Source organism: Acuticoccus kandeliae, assembly GCF_003073115.1.
In genome coordinates, this window is the sequence record NZ_QBBV01000002.1 from 683,046 (window position 1) to 702,910 (window position 19,865).

Annotated in this window: 20 protein-coding genes; 6 read left to right on the forward strand and 14 right to left on the reverse strand. The window is 69.3% G+C overall.

Going from position 1 to position 19,865, the window contains the following annotated elements; translation table 11 throughout:
* Positions 1 to 10 precede the first annotated feature (10 nt).
* The 11 genes from DBV35_RS15795 to DBV35_RS15845 form a co-directional block, all read right to left on the reverse strand.
* Positions 11 to 448 carry an acyl-CoA thioesterase gene (locus DBV35_RS15795; protein ID WP_425428479.1) on the reverse strand — a complete coding sequence of 146 codons (438 nt, stop codon included), beginning with the start codon at positions 446 to 448 and terminating at the stop codon, positions 11 to 13.
* Positions 445 to 1,605 (reverse strand): iron-containing alcohol dehydrogenase, encoded by a 1,161-nt coding sequence (locus DBV35_RS15800; protein WP_108661971.1) that lies wholly within the window; start codon positions 1,603 to 1,605, stop codon positions 445 to 447. Before DBV35_RS15800 ends, DBV35_RS15795 begins: the two co-directional genes overlap by 4 nt.
* Positions 1,606 to 1,612: 7 nt before the next feature.
* Positions 1,613 to 3,124: a class I adenylate-forming enzyme family protein gene (locus DBV35_RS15805; protein WP_108661272.1), complete on the reverse strand. Its 1,512-nt coding sequence runs from the start codon at positions 3,122 to 3,124 to the stop codon at positions 1,613 to 1,615.
* A 33-nt stretch (positions 3,125 to 3,157) separates the two neighbouring features.
* Complete coding sequence (locus DBV35_RS15810; protein WP_108661273.1) at positions 3,158 to 3,913, reverse strand: SDR family NAD(P)-dependent oxidoreductase; 756 nt, start codon at positions 3,911 to 3,913, stop codon at positions 3,158 to 3,160.
* Between the two features lie 2 nt (positions 3,914 to 3,915).
* Positions 3,916 to 6,297, reverse strand: a complete 2,382-nt coding sequence (locus DBV35_RS15815; RefSeq protein WP_108661274.1) for a xanthine dehydrogenase family protein molybdopterin-binding subunit — start codon at positions 6,295 to 6,297, stop codon at positions 3,916 to 3,918.
* Positions 6,290 to 7,051 (reverse strand): N-acyl homoserine lactonase family protein, encoded by a 762-nt coding sequence (locus DBV35_RS15820; protein ID WP_108661275.1) that lies wholly within the window; start codon positions 7,049 to 7,051, stop codon positions 6,290 to 6,292. The genes DBV35_RS15815 and DBV35_RS15820 overlap by 8 nt, the downstream gene beginning before the upstream one ends.
* Positions 7,048 to 7,530 (reverse strand): (2Fe-2S)-binding protein, encoded by a 483-nt coding sequence (locus DBV35_RS15825; RefSeq protein WP_108661276.1) that lies wholly within the window; start codon positions 7,528 to 7,530, stop codon positions 7,048 to 7,050. The genes DBV35_RS15820 and DBV35_RS15825 overlap by 4 nt, the downstream gene beginning before the upstream one ends.
* Positions 7,527 to 8,396: an FAD binding domain-containing protein gene (locus DBV35_RS15830; protein WP_108661277.1), complete on the reverse strand. Its 870-nt coding sequence runs from the start codon at positions 8,394 to 8,396 to the stop codon at positions 7,527 to 7,529. Before DBV35_RS15830 ends, DBV35_RS15825 begins: the two co-directional genes overlap by 4 nt.
* A 1-nt stretch (position 8,397) precedes the next feature.
* Entirely contained in the window at positions 8,398 to 9,165 is a 768-nt protein-coding gene (locus tag DBV35_RS15835) for an enoyl-CoA hydratase-related protein (RefSeq protein ID WP_108661278.1), read from the reverse strand.
* Entirely contained in the window at positions 9,165 to 9,638 is a 474-nt protein-coding gene (locus DBV35_RS15840; RefSeq protein WP_108661279.1) for an SRPBCC family protein, read from the reverse strand. Before DBV35_RS15840 ends, DBV35_RS15835 begins: the two co-directional genes overlap by 1 nt.
* Positions 9,639 to 9,703: 65 nt before the next feature.
* Positions 9,704 to 10,903: an ABC transporter substrate-binding protein gene (locus DBV35_RS15845; protein ID WP_108661280.1), complete on the reverse strand. Its 1,200-nt coding sequence runs from the start codon at positions 10,901 to 10,903 to the stop codon at positions 9,704 to 9,706.
* A gap of 256 nt (positions 10,904 to 11,159) precedes the next feature.
* Here DBV35_RS15845 and DBV35_RS15850 point away from each other — a divergent pair, with 256 nt between their 5' ends.
* The 5 genes from DBV35_RS15850 to dapB all read left to right on the forward strand — a co-directional run bounded on the left by DBV35_RS15850 (position 11,160) and on the right by dapB (position 15,607).
* A complete protein-coding gene (locus tag DBV35_RS15850) occupies positions 11,160 to 11,921 on the forward strand; it encodes an ABC transporter ATP-binding protein (RefSeq protein ID WP_245943964.1) in 762 nt (253 codons plus the stop codon).
* Positions 11,914 to 12,624: an ABC transporter ATP-binding protein gene (locus DBV35_RS15855; RefSeq protein ID WP_205648701.1), complete on the forward strand. Its 711-nt coding sequence runs from the start codon at positions 11,914 to 11,916 to the stop codon at positions 12,622 to 12,624. The genes DBV35_RS15850 and DBV35_RS15855 overlap by 8 nt, the downstream gene beginning before the upstream one ends.
* Before the next feature lie 10 nt (positions 12,625 to 12,634).
* On the forward strand, positions 12,635 to 13,513 hold the full coding sequence (locus tag DBV35_RS15860) for a branched-chain amino acid ABC transporter permease (RefSeq protein WP_108661283.1): 879 nt from the start codon (positions 12,635 to 12,637) through the stop codon (positions 13,511 to 13,513).
* Positions 13,514 to 13,517: 4 nt separating this feature from the next.
* On the forward strand, positions 13,518 to 14,516 hold the full coding sequence (locus tag DBV35_RS15865) for a branched-chain amino acid ABC transporter permease (RefSeq protein WP_108661284.1): 999 nt from the start codon (positions 13,518 to 13,520) through the stop codon (positions 14,514 to 14,516).
* 293 nt (positions 14,517 to 14,809) lie between these two features.
* On the forward strand, positions 14,810 to 15,607 hold the full coding sequence (dapB, locus tag DBV35_RS15870) for a 4-hydroxy-tetrahydrodipicolinate reductase (RefSeq protein ID WP_108661285.1): 798 nt from the start codon (positions 14,810 to 14,812) through the stop codon (positions 15,605 to 15,607).
* Positions 15,608 to 15,782: 175 nt separating this feature from the next.
* Here dapB and DBV35_RS15875 read toward each other — a convergent pair whose 3' ends face one another.
* Both DBV35_RS15875 and DBV35_RS15880 read right to left on the reverse strand, forming a co-directional pair.
* Complete coding sequence (locus tag DBV35_RS15875) at positions 15,783 to 16,748, reverse strand: winged helix-turn-helix transcriptional regulator (protein WP_108661286.1); 966 nt, start codon at positions 16,746 to 16,748, stop codon at positions 15,783 to 15,785.
* Between the two features lie 73 nt (positions 16,749 to 16,821).
* Entirely contained in the window at positions 16,822 to 17,715 is an 894-nt protein-coding gene (locus DBV35_RS15880) for a LysR substrate-binding domain-containing protein (protein WP_108661287.1), read from the reverse strand.
* Positions 17,716 to 17,809: 94 nt separating this feature from the next.
* On the opposite strand from DBV35_RS15880, the gene DBV35_RS15885 reads away from it, so the two are divergent.
* Positions 17,810 to 18,742, forward strand: coding sequence for an AEC family transporter (locus DBV35_RS15885; RefSeq protein WP_108661288.1), 933 nt, complete (start codon positions 17,810 to 17,812; stop codon positions 18,740 to 18,742).
* A gap of 10 nt (positions 18,743 to 18,752) precedes the next feature.
* On the opposite strand, the gene DBV35_RS15890 is transcribed toward DBV35_RS15885, so the two are convergent.
* Positions 18,753 to 19,865: an ABC transporter permease gene (locus tag DBV35_RS15890; protein ID WP_108661289.1), complete on the reverse strand. Its 1,113-nt coding sequence runs from the start codon at positions 19,863 to 19,865 to the stop codon at positions 18,753 to 18,755.

Here is a 19,865-nt window from a genome sequence, read left to right on the forward strand (position 1 = left end):
GTGCGCTCCCTCAGACCGCGAGGCGCTCGAAGGCTGCGCGGCGCGCGCCTTCGATCGGCACCGGGCGGCGGCTCTCCCGGTCGACATAGACATGGACGAAATGGCCCTCGGCGGCGGCCGTCGGCGCGTCGTTCGGAAAGAGGCCGACCTCGAAGCGGACCGAGGAGCCGCCGATATGCGCGACGCGGAGCCCGGCGGCGATCACGTCCGGAAAGGCCATCTCCGCGAAATATTGGCAGCCCGTCGAGACGACGAGGCCCACCGTCGGACTGTGGCGGAGGTCGAGAAGCCCCTCCTCGATCAGCCAGCCATTCACCGCCGTGTCGAACAGCGAATAGTGCACGACGTTGTTCATGTGGCCGTAGATGTCGTTGTCCATCCAGCGCAGCGGGACGGTGCGGAAGAGGCGGTAGGCCTCGCGGGTGGAAGGCGTCGGGCGCGCCATCACCAGGCCGCCCGGTAGATCGCGAGCGCGTCGCCCTCGGCGACCTCGCGCGGGTTGTTCACGAGAAGCCGCGTCTGGAGCATCGCGTCAGAGGCCATCTTGGGGAGAGCGGTGTCCGGGATCTCCACGTCGCGCAGGCGCGCCGGGAGGCCGACCCGCGCCGAGAGGTCAGCGAGCGCCTCGATGAAGGCGGCCGTGCGCGCCTGACCGCCCTCGACCGCGCAAAGATGCGGGAACGCGTCGCCCGCGATCTCGGCATAGGCAACGTTCGCGGCCGGGGCGTTGAAGCGCAGCACGTGCGGCAGCACGAGGGCATTGGAGAGACCGTGCGGAACATGGAAGGTGCCGCCGATCGGATAGGCGAGCGCGTGGACGGCGGCGACCGGCGCGTTGGCGAAGGCCTGCCCCGCCAGCATCGAGCCGAGGAGCATCGCCCCGCGCGCCTCGCGGTCGCCCCCGTGCGCCACCACCCGCTCGATGTTGGCGCCGAGGAGCCGAAGCGCCTCGCGCGCCAGCATCTTGGAGAGCGGGTTGTTGTTGGCGTTCTTCGAGGCATAGGCCTCGATCGCGTGGACCATGGCGTCGATCCCCGTCGCAGCGGTCGTCGCGGGCGGCAGGCCGAGCGTGAGGTCGGCGTCGAGGATCGCAAGGTCCGGCAGGATCACCGGCGAGGAGACGCCCCGCTTCTCCTCCTCCCCGACCGTGATGATCGAGACCGGCGTCACCTCCGAGCCCGTCCCCGCCGTCGTCGGCACGAGGACGAGCGGCAGGCGCGGCCCCCTGGCGTTGCCGACGCCCCAGGCCGCGTCGAGGTCCTCATCGGAGCCGAGGAGCAGCGCCGCGACCTTCGCGACGTCGAGCGAGGAGCCCCCGCCGAAGCCGACGACCCCTGTCGCGCCCGCCTCGCGCCCCATCTCGACCGCGCGCATCAGGGTGGCGCGGGAGGGGTCCGGCTCGACCGCGTCGAAGACGGTGACCGCGAGACCCGCCGCCTCGAGCGAGGCGATCGCGGGATCGGCGAGGCCGAGCCGGCGCAGGCCCGGATCGGTGACCAGGAGGACGCGCGCGCCGAGAAGGCCGCCCGCGATGGTCGCGAGCTCGGCCGCCGCGCCCGGCCGGAAGACGAGCGACCGCGTCGTGTTGAAGACGAATGGATGCATCATGGCCTCAGGCGATCGCGCGCTGGGCGTAGGCCTCGCGCAAACGGAAACGAATGATCTTACCAGACCCGGTCCGCGGGATGTCGCCGATCTCCACGGCGTCGTGCGGCAGCTTGTAGGTCGAGAGCGTCTCGGCGCAGAAGGCGCGGATCGCCTCCACGCTCGGCATCGCGCCGTCCGCGATCACGAACGCCACCGGCACCTCGCCGAGCGTCTCGTGCGGGACGCCCACGACCGCGCAATCGCGGATGCCCGGCATCTTGGAGACGGTCTCCTCCACCTCGGCCGGCGCAATGTTCTGGCCGCCGCGGATGATCAGCTCCTTGAGGCGGCCGGTGATGGTCAGGAAGCCGTTCGGATCCTGCCGCGCGAGGTCGCCGGTGCGGTACCACCCGTCGCGCAGCGCCGCCTCCGTCGCCTCGACCTTGTTGTGGTAGCCCTTCATGACGTTCGGGCCGCGCACGATGAGCTCGCCCTCCTCGCCCGGCGCGACATCCTCGTCGTCGAGATTGACGAGGCGCACGGCAAGGCCCGGCAGCGCGAGGCCGCACGAGCCCGCGATCCGGATGCTCCCCGGCCAGTTGAGCGTCACCATCGTGGAGGTCTCGGTGATGCCGTACCCGTCGAGAAGCTCGACGCCGAAATAGGTTTCGAACTCCCGGTTCAGCGTTCCGGCGAGGATCGCCCCCGCGGAGACGCACCGCTCCACCCCGGCGAGCGGGTTGGTCCCCGCCTCCTTCGCGGCGAGGAGGAGGTAGTGGAACATCGTCGGCACGCCCGGAATCTTGGTGAAGCCGCCCGAGGAGAGGAGCGCGATCGCCTCGTGGGTGGAGAAGCGCTCCATGATGTATTCGGACGCCCCCGTCGCGAGGATCGACAGGACCGCGATGTTGAGCGCGTAGGAGTGGAAGAGCGGCAGCGGCGAGAGCACGCGATCGTCGGGGCGAAGGCCGAAGATCGGCACCCAGCACGCCGCGTTCACCCACAGCATCGAGCGCGTGGAGAGCATCACCCCCTTCGGCTCGCCCGTGGTGCCGGAGGTGTAGACGATCATCGAGGTCTGATCGATGTCCTCCACGGGAAGGCCCGTTGCCGCGGGGAGGTCCGCGAAGCGGATCCGGTCGGTGAGGATGAGGTCCGGCCGCGGGTCCGCCATCGCGGAGACCGTGCCCGCCTTGTCGCTCGTCGTCACCATCAGGCGGATGCCGGCGTCGGCGACGCGGTAGGCGGCCTCGGCCTGCTTGGAATCGGCCGCGATCGGCACCGCGATGCCGCCGGCCCGGATCGCGGCGAGCGCGGCCACCACCCAGTCGACCGAATTGACGAGCCAGATGCCGACCGCGCCGCCCGGCGCGAGGCCGCGCGCCACATAGTGGGCCGCGAGTGCCTCGACCTCATGGGCGAGGCCCGCGTAGGTCAGCGCGCGCGTCTTGTCCTCGAAGGCGGTCTTGTCGGGCGATTGTGCCGCGTGCCGCGCGAGCAGCGTGGCGACCGGCGCAATCAGGTCCGTCCTGATCATTCTTGTTTCCTCCCCAATCGTATCGTTGGCGTTTCAGACCATACTGAAACCGCCGTTGGTGCTGATCACTTGTCCGGTGATCCAGGAGGCGTGGTCGGAGGCGAGGAAGGCCACCAGCGGGGCGACGTCGGCAGGCGTGCCGATCCGCCGCAGCGGATAGGCGCGTACGATCTTGTCCATGTTCTTGGCGAGGAAGTCGGCGTCCGAGTGCGCCGTCTGCACGAGTCCGAGCGAGACCGTGTTCACGCACACATTGTTGCGGCCGAGTTCCTTGGCGAGGCTCTTGCCGAGCGCCATCGTCCCCGCCCGGCTCGCGGCGGCCATCGCGAGGTTCGCCTCGCCGATGCGCGAGGAATCGCCGATGAGGCTGATGATCCGTCCCCAATTGCCGGCGATCATGTGCGGGGCGACGGCGTGGCAGCAGTGGATCGCGCCGTAGAGGCAGGTGTCGATCTGCGCCTTCCAGTCGGCCGGCGTCGAATCGACGAACTTCCCGTATTTCACGAAGCCGGCGTTGTTGACGAGGATGTCGACGGTGCCGAAATCGGCCGCGATCGCCGACACCATCGCGCCGACCTGCGCGAAGTCCGCGATGTCGGCCTGATAGGCCTTGGCGGTGCCGCCCGCGGCCTCGATCGCGGCGACGACCGCGGCCGCCTCCTCTTCGGACCGGCGATAATTGACCGCGACGGTCGCCCCCTCGGCGGCGAGCGCCTTGGCGATCTCGCCGCCGGTGTCCCGGCCGCCTCCGGTGACGAGCGCCACATGGCCGGCAAGGTTCAGTTCCATCTTCAATCCTTCTCCTGGTCCGCAAGAAGCCGCGCGAGCTTTGAGGGGGTGATCGGCAACACGCTGATGGCGATACCGAGATGAGCGACCGCGTCGCTGACGGCGTTGGCGATGGCGGCGGGCGCGCCGATCGTGCCGCCCTCCCCCATGCCGCGGAATCCGCCGGGGTTGGCGGGGAGCTCCGTTTCCAGATGCTGCACCTCGATCGACGGCACCTCGGCCGCGGTCGGGACGAGATAGTCGGCAAGGCTCGCCGACAGGATCTGCCCGGTCTCGTCGAAGTGCAGCTCCTCGTGGAGCGCGACGCCGATCCCCTGCACGACCCCGCCATGCACCTGCCCGTCGACGACGAGCGGGTTGATCATCCGGCCGCAATCCTCCGCGACGAAGAAGCGGGTGAGACGGATCGCGAGCGTCTCGGCATCGATCTCGACCTCGGCGACGTGGGTCGCGGCGGTGGTGGTGCCGAGGCGCGGGTCGAAGCTCTCCTGCGCCTCCAGCACCGTCCGCGCCTCGTGCGGGAGCGCGGCCATGTCCGAATAGACGGCGCGCGCGAGCTCGCGAAAATCGATCCTATGGTTCGTGCCGGGCACGAAAATGTCCCCGTCCCCGGTCTCCACCGCGTCCGGATCGACGCCGAAGAGGAGCGCGGCCGCCGCCTTCACCTTGCCGAGCAGCGTGCGGCTCGCCCGGATCGCCGCGCCGCCCCCGATGACGGCGCTGCGGCTCGCATAGGTGCCGGTGCCGTGGGCCGTCGCATCGGTGTCGCCCTGGATGATCGTCACCGCCTCGGGCCGCACGCCGAGCTCCTCGGCGACGATCTGGGCAAGCGTCGTCTCGAGGCTCTGCCCGTGTGAGGCGGTCGCGAAGGTGGCGGTGATCGCGCCTGTCGCGTCGATGCGAACGGTCGCCGTCTCGGAGCCGGTGTTGATCGGCATCCCCGGCGCGACCGCGATGCGCGAGCCGATGCCGGTCAATTCGGCGTAGCTGCCGAAGCCGATGCCGAGCCAGCGCCCCTGCGCCCGCGCCTCGGCCTGGCGCGCCCGGAAGGCGGTGAGGTCCGCCGCGCGGCTCGCCGCCTCCAGGCACTCGATGAAGCCCGACCGGTCCCAGCGGATGCCGGAGCCGATGCGATAGGGAAAGTCCTCCGGGCGGACCATGTTGCGCCGCCGGATCTCGTCGGGCGCGAGGGCGAGCCGCGCCGCCGCCATGTCGACGAGGCGCTCCAGCGCGAACACCGCCATCGGCCGCCCGACCCCGCGATAGGGCCCGGTCGGCGGCTTCGGCGTGCAGGCCGCGCGCACGCGCCCGCGATAGGCGGGGATCCGGTAGGGCCCCGGCAGGAAACTCACGACCTGGACGGGCTCAAGCGCAGCCGTCCAGGGATAGATCGAGTAGGCGCCGATATCACCGACAACGTCGGCCTCGAGCCCCAGAAAGCGGCCCTCCCCGTCGAAGCCGAGGCGGGCATCCACCACCTCGTCGAAGCCCTGGCTCGTGGAGGTGAGGTCCTCCAGCCGGTCGCCCACATATTTGACCGGCCGCTCGAAGCGGCGGGCGAGCGCGGCGACGATCACCTCCTCCACATAGACCGAGCCCTTGCCGCCGAAGCCGCCGCCGACATCGGGCGCGACGACGCGCAGGCGATTACCGGGAAGGCCGAGGAGCGTGCTCAGCTCGTCGCGAACGACGCCGGGGATCTGGGTCGCGGCGTAGAGGGTGATCGCATCGCGCCCGCGGTCATAGTCGGCCACATAGGCCCGCGTCTCGATCGCGAGCGGGGACTTGCGCGTGAGGCGGAAGCGGCCCGAGACGACATGCTCGGCCGCCTCGATCGCGGCCGCCGCCTCCCCGGTGCGGAACTCGCGCTCCAGCACGAGATTGCCCGGCACCTCCGCGTGGAGAAGCGGCGCGCCGGGCTGCAGCGCCTCCTCCGGGTCGACCGCCGATGGCAGGGGCTCATAGTCGACGAGGATCGCGGCGGCCGCGTCCTCGGCGAGGTAGCGGTCCTGCGCCACCACCACCGCGACGGGCTCGCCGACATGGCGCACGACCTCGCGCGCGAGCACCGGGCAGCGGGTCGCGTGGTAGGTCTGCATCCGCGAGGTCGCGACGAGGTCGGGGATGTCGGCGAGATCCGCGGCGGTGAGCACCGCGAGAACGCCCCGCATCGCCCGCGCCGCCCCGGTGTCGATGGCGCGGATCGTGGCGTGGGCCTGGTCGGCGCGCACGAAGGCGAGGTGGACCATCCGGTCGAGCTGGATGTCGGCGGTGTACTTGCCGGCGCCGGCGAGGAGGCGCGGGTCCTCCAGGCGCTGCACGGGCTTGCCGATATATTTCGGCCGCGCGGTCTCGACCGGCGGCAGTGCGAGCGCGTCACTCATAGGCCGCCTCGCCCATCCTGAGTCCCGCCACCTCCTCGGCGTCGTGGCCGCAGATGATGCGCGCCCCCGCCGCCTCGAACGCGCGGATCTTCGCGTAGGAGGCGAGAAGCGCCGCGGGGTCCACGGCGTTCTTCGGCACCTCGTCATGGTCGAGATTGCGGCGCAGGCTCACGGCGTCGGAGACGAGGAGCACGGTTCCGGTCTCCCTGAGCTCCGCACGAAGGCCCATCAGGCCCGGCGTGTGGCCGGGGAGATGGACCGTCGCGAGGCGCCCGTCCCCCATGACATCGTGCCCGTCCCCCACCGCATCCATCGGCATCGGGTGGTCCCACTCGACGGGGAGATAGCCGAACGCCTCCGCATTCGGCGCACGCGCCGCCGCGAGCTCGTCGTGATGGACGAGAAAGCGGGCGTTGCGGAAGAATTCGTTGCAGCCGCAATGGTCGGGATGGAAGTGGGAGTTCACCACCACGTCGATCGCGTCGGGCGCGAGGCCGAGCGCGGCGAGCGAGGCGATCACGTTGCCCGAGTGGCCGGGCGTCGGCACCATCACGTTCGCGAGCTTGCCCCACCGCGCCGCCGCGTCCGTCTCGACGGACGGGTGGCAGCCCGTGTCGAAGAGGACGTTGCCGCCCGGATGACGGAAGAGCGCCGCGATCACGGGCAGCTCGATGGTCTCGGCCTTGTCGGCGTCGGGAACGTAGATGCGGCGGCGCATGGTGAGGCGTCCGCCATTGAGGATGTGCATCTTCATGCGCTCACCCCGTCGCGGGCGTCGACGAGGTCGCGCACGGCCCGCACGATGTGCTCGTAGCCAGTGCAGCGGCACAAATTGCCGGAGAGCGCGTCGCGGATCTCCGCATCGGTGCGCAGGGGCAGCGTGTCGAGGATCTCGGCGACCGTCATCAGGAAGCCCGGCGTGCAGAAGCCGCACTGGAGGGCGTGGCGGCGGCGGAAGGCCTCCTGGATCGGGTGGAGGTCGCGCACGGTGCCGAGGCCCTCGACGGTCTCCACCCGCGCGCCGTTGAGCTGGGCGGCGAAGAGGAGGCAGGCGCGCGCCGTGACCCCGTCGAGGCGGATGGTGCAGGCCCCGCACACCCCGTGCTCGCAACCGACATGGGTGCCGGTGCGGCGGAGGCGCTCGCGCAGGAAGTCGGAGGCGAGCATACGCGGCTCCGCCCGTGCGGAGACCTCCTCGCCGTTGAGGGTCAGGTTGATGTCGATCTCACTCATCGTGTCGGTGCCAGATTGGAGGCCCGTTCGGCGGCCCGTTCGAGCGCGCGGCGCGCGAGGACGGGCGCGAGGCGGCGGCGATAGTCGGCCGAGGCGTGCATGTCGTCGTTGGGTTCAAGGCCGTCCGCGGCGTCGCTGACCGCCGCCTCGATCTCGCGCGGATGGGCCCCGGCGAGCGCGGCCTCGATGGCGTGGAGCCGCACCGGCGCGTCCGAGACGCCACCGAGGGCGAGGCGCACCTCGGCGATGCGCTCCCCGTCGAGGCGGACGGTCGCGCCCGCCGCGGCGACGGCGAAATCCCCCGCCCGCTGCGCGATCTCCACGAACGCCATCCCGGTCCCCGGCGCGGGCGTCGGGATGCGCACGGCGACGACGATCTCGCCCTCTTCAATGGTCGTGACGAGCGGGGCGAGGAGGAAGTCTCCGGCCGGAACGGTGCGCGCGCCGTCGGGCCCCGCAAGTTCGATCGCGGCGTCGAGGAGCATCGCGAGAAGCGGCCACTCGGCGGACGGGTCGGCATGGCAGAGGCTCCCCCCGATCGTGCCGCGATTGCGGATCGCGACGTGCGCGACCTCCGCCATCGCCTCGCCCACCACCGGCAGGCACCGCCGCAGCGTCGCGTCCCGCGCCGCCTCGGCATGGCGCGTCAGCGCGCCGATACGGATCGTGCCGCCCTCCTCGGCGATGCCGGTGAGTTCGACGAGGCCGTTGATGTCGACGAGGCGCGCCGGCTGGACGAGGCGGAAATTCATCATTGGAACAAGGCTCTGCCCGCCGGCGAGGATCTTGGCGTCCTCGTGGTCGAGCGCGGCGAGCGCGTCGCTCAGCGTCGCCGGGCGGCAATATTCGAACGCGGCCGGCTTCATCTCAGGCTCCGACGAAGCGCGGGGCGCGCTTCTCGGCGAAGGCGCGGCGCCCTTCGGCGTAGTCCTCGCTCGCGGAGGCGGCATCGATCACGGCGTCCACCCGCCCCTCGTCGAGGTCACCGAAGGCGGCGCTGTTCAGGATGAACTTCGCCCCGGCCTGGGTGAGCGGCGCGAGTCCCGCGAGGTGGGCCGCAAAGGCGTGCGCCGCGGCGAGCGGATCGTCCGACACATCGTCCACGAAGCCGATCTCCAACGCGCGCGCCGCGTCGAACCGCTCGGCCGAAAAGAGGATGCGCTTCGCCTCGGTGAGGCCGACGAGGGCGAGGAGCTTGCGCGTCGCCTGCTCGCCATAGACGATCGACAGGCGCGCGGCGGGAATGCCGAATTTCGTGTCGGGCGCGGCGAAGCGGAAGTCGGCCGACATCGCGAGATGGGCCCCGCCGCCGAGCGTGTAGCCGCGGCACACGGCAATCACGGGCTTTGCGACATGGGCGATCGCCGCGCAGCCCGCATCCACCGCCACCTCGTAGGCCTTCGACTGGTCGAGATCGTCGCGAACCGCGGCGAACTCGCCGATATCGGCGCCAGAGGAGAAGTCCGCCCCCGCGCCCGTGAGGATGATCGCGCGCACGGCCGGATCCGCACCGAGGCGGGCGAAGATGTCGACGAAGCCCGACCACATCGCGAGCGTCACCGAGTTGCGCAGCGCCGGCCGGTTGACCGTGACCGTCGCGACGGGACCGTCGGTCGTGACGAGAAGGTCGGCCATCAGGCGTCTTCCTCTGCGGGCGCGCTGACGGCGAGGCGGATATTGTCGAAGAAGGTCTTCGCGAGCTTTTTTGCCGTGGAATCGAGGAGCCGCGAGCCGAGCTGGGCGAGCTTGCCGCCGACATCGGCGGTCGCCTCGTAGTGGAGGAGCGTCTCGTTCTCGCCCCCGTCCTCGCCTCCGTCCTCGAGGCGCACGCGGGCCGAGCCCTTGGCGAAGCCGGCGACGCCGCCCTTGCCCTCGCCGGTGAGGAGATAGCCCTCCAGCGGCTCGATCTCGCTCAGCTGCACCGCGCCCTCGAAGCGCGCCTTCACCGGGCCGACCTTCAGCGCGACCGTCGCCATCATGTGGTCGGGCGCATCCATGGTGAGCGCCTCGCAGCCCGGAATGCAGCGGGCGAGGACGTCCGGATCGTTGAGCGCCGCCCAGGCGGTGGCGCGGTCGCAGGGAAGGACGACGCTGTCTCTGAGTTCCATGGGTCTATCCGATGCTGGGGGATCCGGAGCGCACGCGGGGCGCGCTCCGGGATGGTCCGTCGGGATCAGTCGGCCTTGACCAGCGGGCATTCGCTCTCGGAGAGCGGGCGGAACGCCTTGTCGCCCGGAATCGTCTCGATGAGTTTGTAGACGTCCCACTCGCCGGTCGATTCGGCCGGCGTCTTCACCTGATAGACGTACATGTCGTGGACCATGCGGCCGTCCTCGCGGATCGTGCCGCCCTTGGCGAAGAAGTCGTCGATCGGCATCTCGCGCATCTTGGCCATGACCGTCTCGGCGTCGGTGGTGCCGGCGGCCTCCACGGCCTTCAGATAGTGGAGCGTGGAGGAGTAGTTCCCCGCGTCGCCCATATGCGGCATCACACCGGTCTTCGCCTTGAACTTCTCCGCGAAGGCGCGCGTCTCGTCGTCGCGATCCCAGTAGAAGCCGTTGGTGAGGACCATGCCCTGGGCCGCCGGGAGGCCGAGCGCCTTCACGTCGGTCAGCCAGACGAGGAGGCCGGCGACGAGCTTGCCCGTATCGGCGAGGCCGAATTCCTGCGCCGACTTCACCGCGTTGATGAAGGTGGTGCCGGAGCCGGCGATGGCGACGACCTGGGCGGGCGAAGCCTGGGCCTGGAGCATGAAGGCGGAGTGGTCCGCCGTCTCGATCGGGTAGAGGACGTTGCCCTCCACCGTGCCGCCGGCCGACGTCACGATCGCCGACGCATCGGCCTCCAGTGCGTGGCCGAAGGCGTAGTCGGCGGTGAGGAAGAACCAGCTCTTGTTCCCCTCGGCGACGAGATAGTTCGCCGTGCCGTTGGCAAGGGCATAGGTGTCATAGGCGTAGTGGATCGAGTTCGGCGTGCAGCCGGCACCCGTCAGCTTCGACGAGCCGGACCCGTTCACGATCGCGATGCCGCCCTTCTGCGCCGCGATCTGCGCGACGGAGAGCGCGATCCCCGAATTGATCAGGTCGTTGATCATGGTGACGCCGTCGCTCTCGTACCATTCCTGGGCGAGCGAGGCGGCGACCTCGGGCTTGTTCTGATGGTCGCCGACGACGACCTCGACCGGCTCACCGAGCACCCGGCCGCCGAAATCGGCGACGGCGAGCTCCACCGCGGCGACGGCGCCGGGTCCGGCCTCGTGGCTGAACTGGCCGGTCATGTCGGTGAGCACGCCGATCTTCGCCTGCTGGGCCTCGGCGGTGCCGGCGAGGCAGGTCGCCGCCATGAGGGCGAGCGCAAGTCCATGTTTCCGCATCGTTTCCTTCCCCACTGCGGCTTCGCCGCATTATAATTGCATAACAAGACTTAATAGCCGGAACCAATCGCGCCAATCACGCCGTTTTGCCGATATTGCAGTGCAAAATAGCGATTTCGACGCAGGAGCCTGATCCCAAGGCGGATCCTATTGACTTGCGTTAGTAGACTTAAATACGATGCTCTCGTCAAGCCCCGGTCACAACGGGGCGGACGCGGCCCGCTCCGGCGGGTCCAACAAAGAAAGGGGAGGATGCGTGAGCGAGGCGCACGTGAACGTCATCGAGACGCGCGGCCTGACGCGCACATTCGGCGGCTTCGTCGCGGTGAAGGACGTGAACCTTGCCGTGCGCGAGGGCGCGCTCCACGCCCTCATCGGGCCGAACGGGGCGGGCAAGAGCACCCTCTTCAACCTCGTCACGCGCTTCCTGGCGGCCACCAGCGGCGCGATCTTCTATCGCGGCGCCGACGTCACGCGCACGCCCCCGGCAACGCTGGCGCGCCAGGGCATGGTGCGCTCCTTCCAGATCTCGTCCGTCTTCCCCCACCTCACGACGCACGAGAATGTCCGCATCGCCCTCCAGTCCCGCCATCGCGAGACCTTCGCCTTCTGGCGCGGCGACCGCACCCTCGCCCGCTATGACGAGGAGGTGCGCGCCCTCCTCGCCGATGTCGGGCTCGAGCCCTACGCGCGGCGCCTCGCCACCGAGCTTCCCTACGGCCGCAAGCGCGCGCTCGAACTCGCGACGACGCTCGCGATGGATCCCGAAGTGATCCTCCTCGACGAGCCGATGGCCGGGATGGGCCAGGAGGACATCGCCCGCACCGCCGCCCTCATCCGCCGCGTCGGCGAGGGGCGCACGATCCTGATGGTGGAGCACAACCTCTCCGTCGTCGCCGACATCTGCGACCGCATCACCGTGCTGCGCCGGGGCGAGATCATCGCGGAGGGAACCTATGCCGACGTCGCCGCCGATCCGGAGGTGCGCCAGGCCTATATCGGCAGCGGACATGACTAAGTCCGAGACGCGCCTCGACGTGCGCGACCTCCACGCCTGGTACGGCGAGAGCCACGTCGTCCACGGCGCCACCTTCCACGTCGCGCGCGGCGAGGTCGTCACCCTCCTCGGCCGCAACGGGGCGGGGAAGACGACGACGATGCGCGCCCTCGCCGGCATCGTGCGCCAGCGCCGGGGCGAAGCGCGGCTCGACGGGCACGACCTCATCGCGACCGCCCCGCACCGCATCGCCCGCACCGGGCTCGGCTACGTGCCGGAGGAGCGCGGCATCTTCTCCTCCCTCAGCGTCGCCGAGAATCTGCGCCTGCCGCCGATGGTACGCGCGGGCGGGCTCAGCGTCGCGGAGATCTACGCGCTCTTCCCGAACCTTGAGGGGCGCGACCGCACGCAGGGCACCCGCCTCTCCGGCGGCGAGCAGCAGATGCTCGCCATCGCGCGGGTCCTGCGCACCGGCGCCGACTTCATCCTGCTCGACGAGCCGACCGAGGGCCTCGCTCCCGTCATCGTGGAGGACATCGCCCGCGCGCTGACGGCGCTGAAGGCGCGCGGCCTCACGATCCTCCTCGTCGAGCAGAATATCCGCTTCGCGCTCGCCGCCGCCGACCGCCACTACGTCGTCGAGCAGGGCCGCGTCGTGGACGAATTCGACAACACGACGCTCCGGGCCGACCGGGCGCGCATCGACGCCTATCTGGGCGTCTGAGGGGAGGACGATGTTTTCAGTGCCGCTGGTGGTGCTGCTGGGACAGGTGGTTCTCGGGCTGATCAACGGCGCCTTCTACGCCGTCTTGAGCCTGGGTCTCGCCATCATCTTCGGCATGCTCAACGTCATCAACTTCGCCCACGGCGCCTTCTACATGCTGGGCGCGTTCGTCTGCTGGCTGCTGATGACCCAGGCGGGCATCGGCTACTGGCCGGCGCTGATCCTCGTCCCCCTCATCGTCGCCGCGGTCGGCGTCGTGGTGGAGCGCCTCTTCCTCAGCCGCCTCGCCGGGATCGACCACCTCTACGGCCTCCTCTTCACCTTCGGCCTCGCGCTCGCCCTCGAAGGCGGCTTCATCTGGTTCTTCGGCGCGGCCGGCAATCCCTACCCGGTGCCGGAGGAGTTGAAGGGGATCGTCCGGCTCGGCCCGCTCATCCTGCCGCTCTACCGGTTCTGGGTGATCGGCGCGTCGATCGTCGTCTGCCTCGCGGTCTGGCTGATCATCGAGAAGACGCGGCTCGGCTCGCGCCTGCGCGCGGCGACGGAGAATCCGCGCCTCGTCACCGCCTTCGGCATCAACGTGCCGCTGATGGTGACGCTCACCTACGGCGCCTGCGTCGGACTCGCGGGCTTCGCCGGCGTCCTCGCCGCGCCGATCTACCAGGTGAGCCCCATCATGGGCTCCAACCTCGTCATCATCGTCTTCGCGGTGGTGGTGATCGGCGGGCTCGGCTCGATCGGCGGCTCGATCATCACCGGCCTCTCGCTCGGCGTGATCGAGGGGCTGACGAAGGTCTTCTACCCCGCCGGATCCTCCATCGTGATCTTCCTCGTCATGGTCCTCGTGCTGGTGCTGCGGCCGGCCGGGCTCTTCGGGCGGGAGGCCTGACGCGATGACCGCGCTCGTCCTTCCCCTGATGCGAAGCCGCGCCCTCGGCGCGCTCGCGGCCCTCGCGCTCGCGGCCGCGCTCCTCCTCATCCCGTTCATCACCTACCCGCTCTTCGTGATGAACGTCTTCGCCTTCGTGCTCTTCGCCTCGGCGCTGAACCTCGTCGTCGGCTATGCGGGCCTCTTGTCGCTCGGTCACGCCGCCTTCTTCGGCGGCGCGGCGTACGTGACGGCGCACGCGGCGAAGGTCTGGGGGCTCCCCTTCGAGGTCTCGGTCCTCCTCGGCGCGGCCTTCGCCGGCCTCCTCGGCCTCCTCTTCGGCCTCGTCGGCATCCGCCGGCGCGGGATCTATTTCGCAATGATCACGCTGGCGCTCGCGCAGATGGTCTATTTCCTCGCCGTCCAGATGCCCTTCACCGGCGGCGAGGACGGCATCCAGGCAGTCCCGCGCGGCACCCTCCTCGGCCTCGTCGATCTCAGCGACATCCGGTCGATGTACTATGTCGTCCTCGGCGGGATGGTGATCGGCCTCCTCATCATCTGGCGCACGATCCATTCCCCCTTCGGCCACGTCCTCGCCGCGATCCGCGAGAACGAGGCGCGTGCGGTCTCGCTGGGGCTCGACGTCGCGCGCTACAAGCTCACCGCCTTCGTGCTGTCGGCCACGCTCTCGGGGTTTGCGGGCTCGCTGAAGGTCCTGTCCTTCCAGCTCGCCGCCCTCAACAACGTCTCCTGGCACCTGTCGGGCGAGGTCGTCCTCATGACGCTCGTCGGCGGTCTCGGCACCTTCGCCGGCCCCATCATCGGCTCGGCCTTCCTCGTGACGCTCGAACAGATGCTCGCCACGAGCGGCCTGCCGATCTCGCTCATCGTCGGCACCATCTTCATGGTGTGCGTGATGCTCTTCCGTCGCGGCGTCTGGGGCGAGATGCGCGCCCTCCTAGGCGAGTCGATGCATTCTAGAAATAACAATGAAAACAAAGACCTGCGCGAGAGTTCCTGAGAACCCTTTGCCCGCGCGTTGGGCATGAAGCCGAAGCCGTTGACATCGCGCCATGCATTGAACGCTTCGGGAACGACCTAGCCCTTGGCGTTGGGGGAGGCATCGCGGCCGAGGATGAGGGCCCCTGCGGGTTCGGTGTGTGCTCGGGCTGGTGCCCAGTGGGGTCGGTCTACTCGGCTGTGATCCGTTCGGCCTCAGTCTGCGACCAAACAGAATCCGTTGGAGGGCCATTTCTTTCCAAAGCTTACAATTCTTGGTAATATCGCTACCTGTCTTAGAAAAAGGCAATCGCGATGACCAGAATTGGTTTGTATGGCGCTGCAGGCCACATGGGTAAGGCGATGACCAAGGCCATCGTCGATAGCAATGATTGCACTGTTACGAGTGGCTGCGACAGATTGAATTCCCCGGATATTGGAAATGATCTTGGGGCGGTTGCGGGAATCGCGCCGATCGGCGTCACATTAACCAGTGACGCCGGGGTTATGTGTGACAATTGCGACGTGGTGGTCGACTATAGCGCTGCGTCGGCGACCATCGCGCTTCTTCCGATCATCATCGAGAAGCAGAAGCCGCTCCTCATCTGTACGACCGGATTCAGCGAAGAGCAGCACGCCGCCATCGTCGCGGCCGGCCGTTCGATCCCCGTCATGATCGGCGCGAACATGAGCGTTTCGGTCATGGCGATGTACGAACTCGTCAAATCCGCTGCGCGAATGCTCGGCGAGGAGTTCGACATCGAGATCTTCGACTTCCACCCGTGGGACAAGATCGACGCCCCCTCGGGCACCGCCCTCGAGCTTGCCGAGTACGCAGCCGAGGGGCGCGGTGTCGTCCTGTCGGAGGTGATGGTCCCCGCGCGCTTTGGCGAGACGCCGAACCCCAAGCGGGGCCGCATCGGCTTCTCCTCCGGGCGCGGCGGCGAGGTGAATTGCGAGAACACGGTCTTCTTCGCCGGCCCCGGCCAGCGCCTCGAGATCATCAGCCGGGTCACCGACTACAAGGCGTTCGCCGGCGGCACGCTGATGGCGGCAACATGGATCGCCAGCCAGCCCCCCGGCTTCTACGTGATGAACGACATGCTGGCCTGAGGGACCGCCCGTCGGTCTCGGATCCGGGCCGGTCCTCGCTCGATCGCGCCCCAGCCTGATCCCCATGTGTCGCCCCGCGATGATGCAGGCATCGATCTTCGGGCAACCTCCATCCTCCTCACACCGCCGCTCACGAGCGCGGCGGAGAGCCTGCAATAGTTTGTGCCGATGCGCCTCAGGGGCCGGGCAACGCGTAGCGCAGCACATAGTCGGTCTCGTTCGCGACGAACGGCTCCTTGCAGTGGCTGCAGACGACCTGCGGCACGAAATCCTGCTGGCAGAGACGGTGGCGCAGGCGCAGCGGCGGCCGATCGTCCTTCAGCCAGTGGTCGCCCCACGCCATCATCACGATCATCGGCTTGTAGAGGTCGCGCCCCATCGCGGTGAAACGATATTCGTAGCGCCCGCTCCCATAGGGCACGCGGTCGAAGACGCCGGCCTCGACGAGGCGGGCGAGGCGGTCGGCGAGGATGTTCGAGGCGATGCCGAGCTTCTCGCGCATCTCGTCATAGCGGCGCACACCGAACCACGCCTCACGCAGCACGAGGAAGCTCCACCGGTCGCCGATCATCGCGAGACTGCGCGCGACCGAGCAGGGCCGCACGCGCTGGAGGAGCTCCGGGTCGCTCGCCCGCCGCGTCTTCGAGCGGCGCTGGACCGGCCCGTAGCCCGCCCCCGGCCCGTCGCGGAAATGGACGTCGCGCGCCTCGATCGGCGCCTTGCACTCCGAGCAGACGGTGATCGGGTGGCTCTCGTGCCCACACGTCTTGTGGATCATCTGGAGGGGCGGCGGCGCGTCGCCGGCCAGCCATTTGTCGCCGAACTCCATCAGCGACAGCATCGAGGCGAAGAGGTCCTTGCCGCGCGGGGTGAAGAAATATTGGTGCCGCCGCTCGCCCGGCCGGTGGCCGATGACAAGGATCTCGTTCTCCACCAGCGCGGCGAGGCGGTTCGTCAGCGTCTGGCGCGGAATGGCGAGGCGCGACTGGAGGAGGTCGAACCGGCGCACGCCGAAGAAGGCCTCCCGGATGATGAGGAAGCTCCAGCTGTCGAGAACGATCTCGACCGTGTCCCGCACGGAGCAGTTCCGCTCCACGAGGGTGGCGCTGTCATCCGGGCTGGCGTCGACAAAGTGTTGCATGGGGCCGGAGCCTAGGCCCACTCCCCGGTGCGCGCCAAGCGGCTTCCGCCGGGGTGGCGCGAGAAAGCCCGCCTCAGCGCTCCAGCGTCTCGCCGAGGGAGGCGGCGACGGTGAGGAAATGGCCGAGCGCGGGGTTGAGGTTCGCCGTGCGCCAGGCGAGCACCTGCTCCACCACCGGCGCGTCGGCGAGCGGGCGGAAGCGCACGCCGGAGACGCCGACACGCTCGACCGAGCGGGGCACCAGGGCGACGCCGATCGATTCGGCGACGAGGCTCACGATCGTCTGCTGAAGCTGGGTTTCGAGCCGGACCACGGGTTCGAGGCCGGCGCGGGCGAAATAGTCGTTGATCGCCTGGCGCAGCGTCGGCGTCACGTGCTGGGGCGCGGCGACCAGCGGCTCGCCCGCCAGCATCTCCACATCGACGAGCGCGGCGGCGGCGAGCGGGTGCGCCTCGGGCACCGCGACGCACAGCGGCTCGCGGTGGACGACGGTCGTCTCGATGCCCGCCGACGGCTCGGGGCGGAAGGTCACGACCGCATCATAGCGCCCCTCCCGCAGCGCCTCGACGAGGCCGGAGGGCACCGCCTCCAGAAGGTGGAGCCGAACCTCGGGACATGCGGCGAGGAAGCGGCGCGCCAGCACCGGGACGCTGCCATAGGCGGCGTGCATCATGAAGCCGATGGTGAGTTCCCCGATCTCGCCCGCGCTCGCCCGCTTGGCGTTGCGGCACGCCTGGTCGAAGGCGACGAGGACGGCGCGGCTGTCGGTCAGGAATTGCGCGCCGGCATGGGTGAGGCTCGCCCGCCGCGAATGGCGCTCGATCAGCGTGACGCCGAGCTCCTTCTCCAGCGCCGAGAGCTGGCGGCTCAGCGGCGGCTGCGTGACGTTGAGCCGCTCGGCGGCCCGCCCGAAATGCAGCGTCTCGGCGAGGGCGACGAAGTAGCGAAGCTGGCGAATGTCGATCATGATACCGTTTCGGAATGGATCAGGCCTCTAATCAGCATTGGTGTGCATCGAAAAGGCGGGCTATGCCAGTGTCTCCTTCCCGCCGAGAGCTCCCATGCAGACCGTCGTCGTCGTCCTGCCGATCTTCGCCCTGATCTTTGCCGGCTGGTTCGCGCGGCGCGTCGGCGCGCTCGGGCCGAACGCGACGCAGGAGCTGAACCGCTTCGTCGTCTATCTCGCCCTCCCCGCCCTCCTCTTCGACATTGTGGCGAACGCGGAGTGGCACGAGATCTGGCAGCCGGGCTTCGTCGCCGCCTTCGGGCTCGGCATCGCCGGCATCTTCATCGCGACGGTGATCGTGCGCCTCACCGGCCGGCGGCATCTGGTCGACGCGACGATCGACGCCCTCAACGCGGCCTACGCGAACACCGGCTTCATCGGCTTCCCGCTGCTTCTGGCCGTCCTCGGCCCCTCGGCGCTGGCGCCGACGATGGTGGCGACGATCATGACGGCCTGCGTCCTCTTCGCGGTCGCGATGATCATCGTGGAGATCGGCCTCCAGGGCGAGCGGCCCTCGCTGCGGATGGCGAAGAAGGTGGGCATGGCGCTCGCGCGCAATCCGCTCCTCGTCGCGCCCGTCCTCGGCGCGGTGGTGATGGCGTCCGGGGTCGACATCCCCGGCCCCGCCCAGCGCTTCCTCGACCTTCTCGGCGACGCCGCCTCGCCCTGCGCCCTCGTCGCACTCGGCCTCTTCCTCGCCCAGCAGCGCCCGAGCGCGGAGCCGGTGATGAAGTCGGCCCTTCTCCTCGGCACGCTGAAGCTCGTCGGGCAGCCGGTCCTCACCTGGTTCGCCGCGACGCAGCTCTTCAACCTGACGCCCCACCTCGCCAGCACCGCGACCCTCCTCGCGGCGCTCCCGACGGGCACCGGCCCGTTCATGGTCGCCGAATTCTACCGGCGCGAGGCCGGCATCACCTCGGCCGCGATCCTCGTCACGACCATCGCCTCGCTCGTCACGATCACGATCATCCTCACGATGATGCGCTGAGCGGCGACGCTCAGGAGAGGCGATTGCGGAAGAGCCACGCCGCGAGCGGCAGGGTGAGACCCGCGACGACGAGGAGCGGCACGAAGTCGAAGGCGATGTCGGCAAGCCCCGCCCCTTCCAGATAGACGCGCCGCACGAGGTCCACCCCGAAGCGCAGCGGATTGGCGTAGGTCGCGATCTGCAATGCCTTCGGCATGTTGTCGATCGACGTCAGCATCCCCGAGAGCAGCATCAGCGGCATCACGAGCATGAAGGTGTAGAGCATCGCCTGCTGCATGTTCAGCGAGATGGCGGAGATCGAAAGCCCGATGCCGACCGAGGCGGTGGTGAACGTCAGAAGCCCCAGATAGAGGAGCCCGACCGATCCGCTGAGCGGGATCTGGAACCAGAAGAGGATGATCAGGAAGATGATCGTCGACTGGAGGATCCCCACGATGATCGGCGGCAGCGCCTTGCCGATGAGGATCTGCGTCGGGGTCAGCGGCGTGACGAGAAGCTGGTCGAACGTCCCCTGCTCGCGCTCGCGCGCGACGGAAAGCGCGGCGAGCAGCAGCGTCTGGATCATGCTGAGGCCGGCGATGAGGGCCGGCATGATGTTCCACCGCGATTCGAGGTTCGGATTGAACCAGGCCCGCCGCTCCACACTGATCGGCGCGGTGATGCCGAGCGCGGCGTTCGTCGCCCCCACCACGTTGGCGACATAGGAGGCCGCCGCGCCCGCCGTCGCCGAGTTGCGCCCGTCGAGGATGATTTGGAGCGGCGCCGTCTCTCCCTTCGCGAGGCGCGCATCGAAATCGGCCGGGATGGAGATGACGAGGAGCGCCTCCTGCCGGTCGATCACCTCGCCAAACTGGCGCGGCGCGGTCAGCGTCGCGGCGCGGTGGAAGACTCCCGTCCCGTCGAGCCGGGCGAGCAGCTCGGCAGCGGCCGCCCCGCCGCTCTGGTCGAGCACGGCATAGGGCACGTCGGTAAGGTCGTAGGTCGCGCCGTAGCCGAAGAGGAGCGACTGGAGGAGCGCGGGCGTCAACAGAAGCGCCCGGCTCGACGGATCCTTGAGGAGCGCGAGAAGCTCCTTGCGGATCAGCGCCAGGGTCTGCGCGAGCCAGGTGAGGAGCCAGCCCAT

What these genes read in the sequence shown, in the direction of transcription:
- DBV35_RS15855 (WP_205648701.1), top strand. Translation starts at nt 11,914, where the DNA reads ATGACTAAGTCCGAGACGCGCCTCGACGTGCGCGACCTCCACGCCTGG.
- DBV35_RS15830 (WP_108661277.1), bottom strand. Translation starts at nt 8,396, where the DNA reads ATGAAGCCGGCCGCGTTCGAATATTGCCGCCCGGCGACGCTGAGCGAC.
- DBV35_RS15885 (WP_108661288.1), top strand. Translation starts at nt 17,810, where the DNA reads ATGCAGACCGTCGTCGTCGTCCTGCCGATCTTCGCCCTGATCTTTGCC.
- DBV35_RS15860 (WP_108661283.1), top strand. Translation starts at nt 12,635, where the DNA reads ATGTTTTCAGTGCCGCTGGTGGTGCTGCTGGGACAGGTGGTTCTCGGG.
- DBV35_RS15880 (WP_108661287.1), bottom strand. Translation starts at nt 17,715, where the DNA reads ATGATCGACATTCGCCAGCTTCGCTACTTCGTCGCCCTCGCCGAGACG.
- DBV35_RS15845 (WP_108661280.1), bottom strand. Translation starts at nt 10,903, where the DNA reads ATGCGGAAACATGGACTTGCGCTCGCCCTCATGGCGGCGACCTGCCTC.
- DBV35_RS15840 (WP_108661279.1), bottom strand. Translation starts at nt 9,638, where the DNA reads ATGGAACTCAGAGACAGCGTCGTCCTTCCCTGCGACCGCGCCACCGCC.
- DBV35_RS15875 (WP_108661286.1), bottom strand. Translation starts at nt 16,748, where the DNA reads ATGCAACACTTTGTCGACGCCAGCCCGGATGACAGCGCCACCCTCGTG.
- DBV35_RS15825 (WP_108661276.1), bottom strand. Translation starts at nt 7,530, where the DNA reads ATGAGTGAGATCGACATCAACCTGACCCTCAACGGCGAGGAGGTCTCC.
- DBV35_RS15890 (WP_108661289.1), bottom strand. Translation starts at nt 19,865, where the DNA reads ATGGGCTGGCTCCTCACCTGGCTCGCGCAGACCCTGGCGCTGATCCGC.
- DBV35_RS15800 (WP_108661971.1), bottom strand. Translation starts at nt 1,605, where the DNA reads ATGCATCCATTCGTCTTCAACACGACGCGGTCGCTCGTCTTCCGGCCG.
- DBV35_RS15805 (WP_108661272.1), bottom strand. Translation starts at nt 3,124, where the DNA reads ATGATCAGGACGGACCTGATTGCGCCGGTCGCCACGCTGCTCGCGCGG.
- DBV35_RS15820 (WP_108661275.1), bottom strand. Translation starts at nt 7,051, where the DNA reads ATGAAGATGCACATCCTCAATGGCGGACGCCTCACCATGCGCCGCCGC.
- dapB (WP_108661285.1), top strand. Translation starts at nt 14,810, where the DNA reads ATGACCAGAATTGGTTTGTATGGCGCTGCAGGCCACATGGGTAAGGCG.
- DBV35_RS15815 (WP_108661274.1), bottom strand. Translation starts at nt 6,297, where the DNA reads ATGAGTGACGCGCTCGCACTGCCGCCGGTCGAGACCGCGCGGCCGAAA.
- DBV35_RS15835 (WP_108661278.1), bottom strand. Translation starts at nt 9,165, where the DNA reads ATGGCCGACCTTCTCGTCACGACCGACGGTCCCGTCGCGACGGTCACG.
- DBV35_RS15865 (WP_108661284.1), top strand. Translation starts at nt 13,518, where the DNA reads ATGACCGCGCTCGTCCTTCCCCTGATGCGAAGCCGCGCCCTCGGCGCG.
- DBV35_RS15810 (WP_108661273.1), bottom strand. Translation starts at nt 3,913, where the DNA reads ATGGAACTGAACCTTGCCGGCCATGTGGCGCTCGTCACCGGAGGCGGC.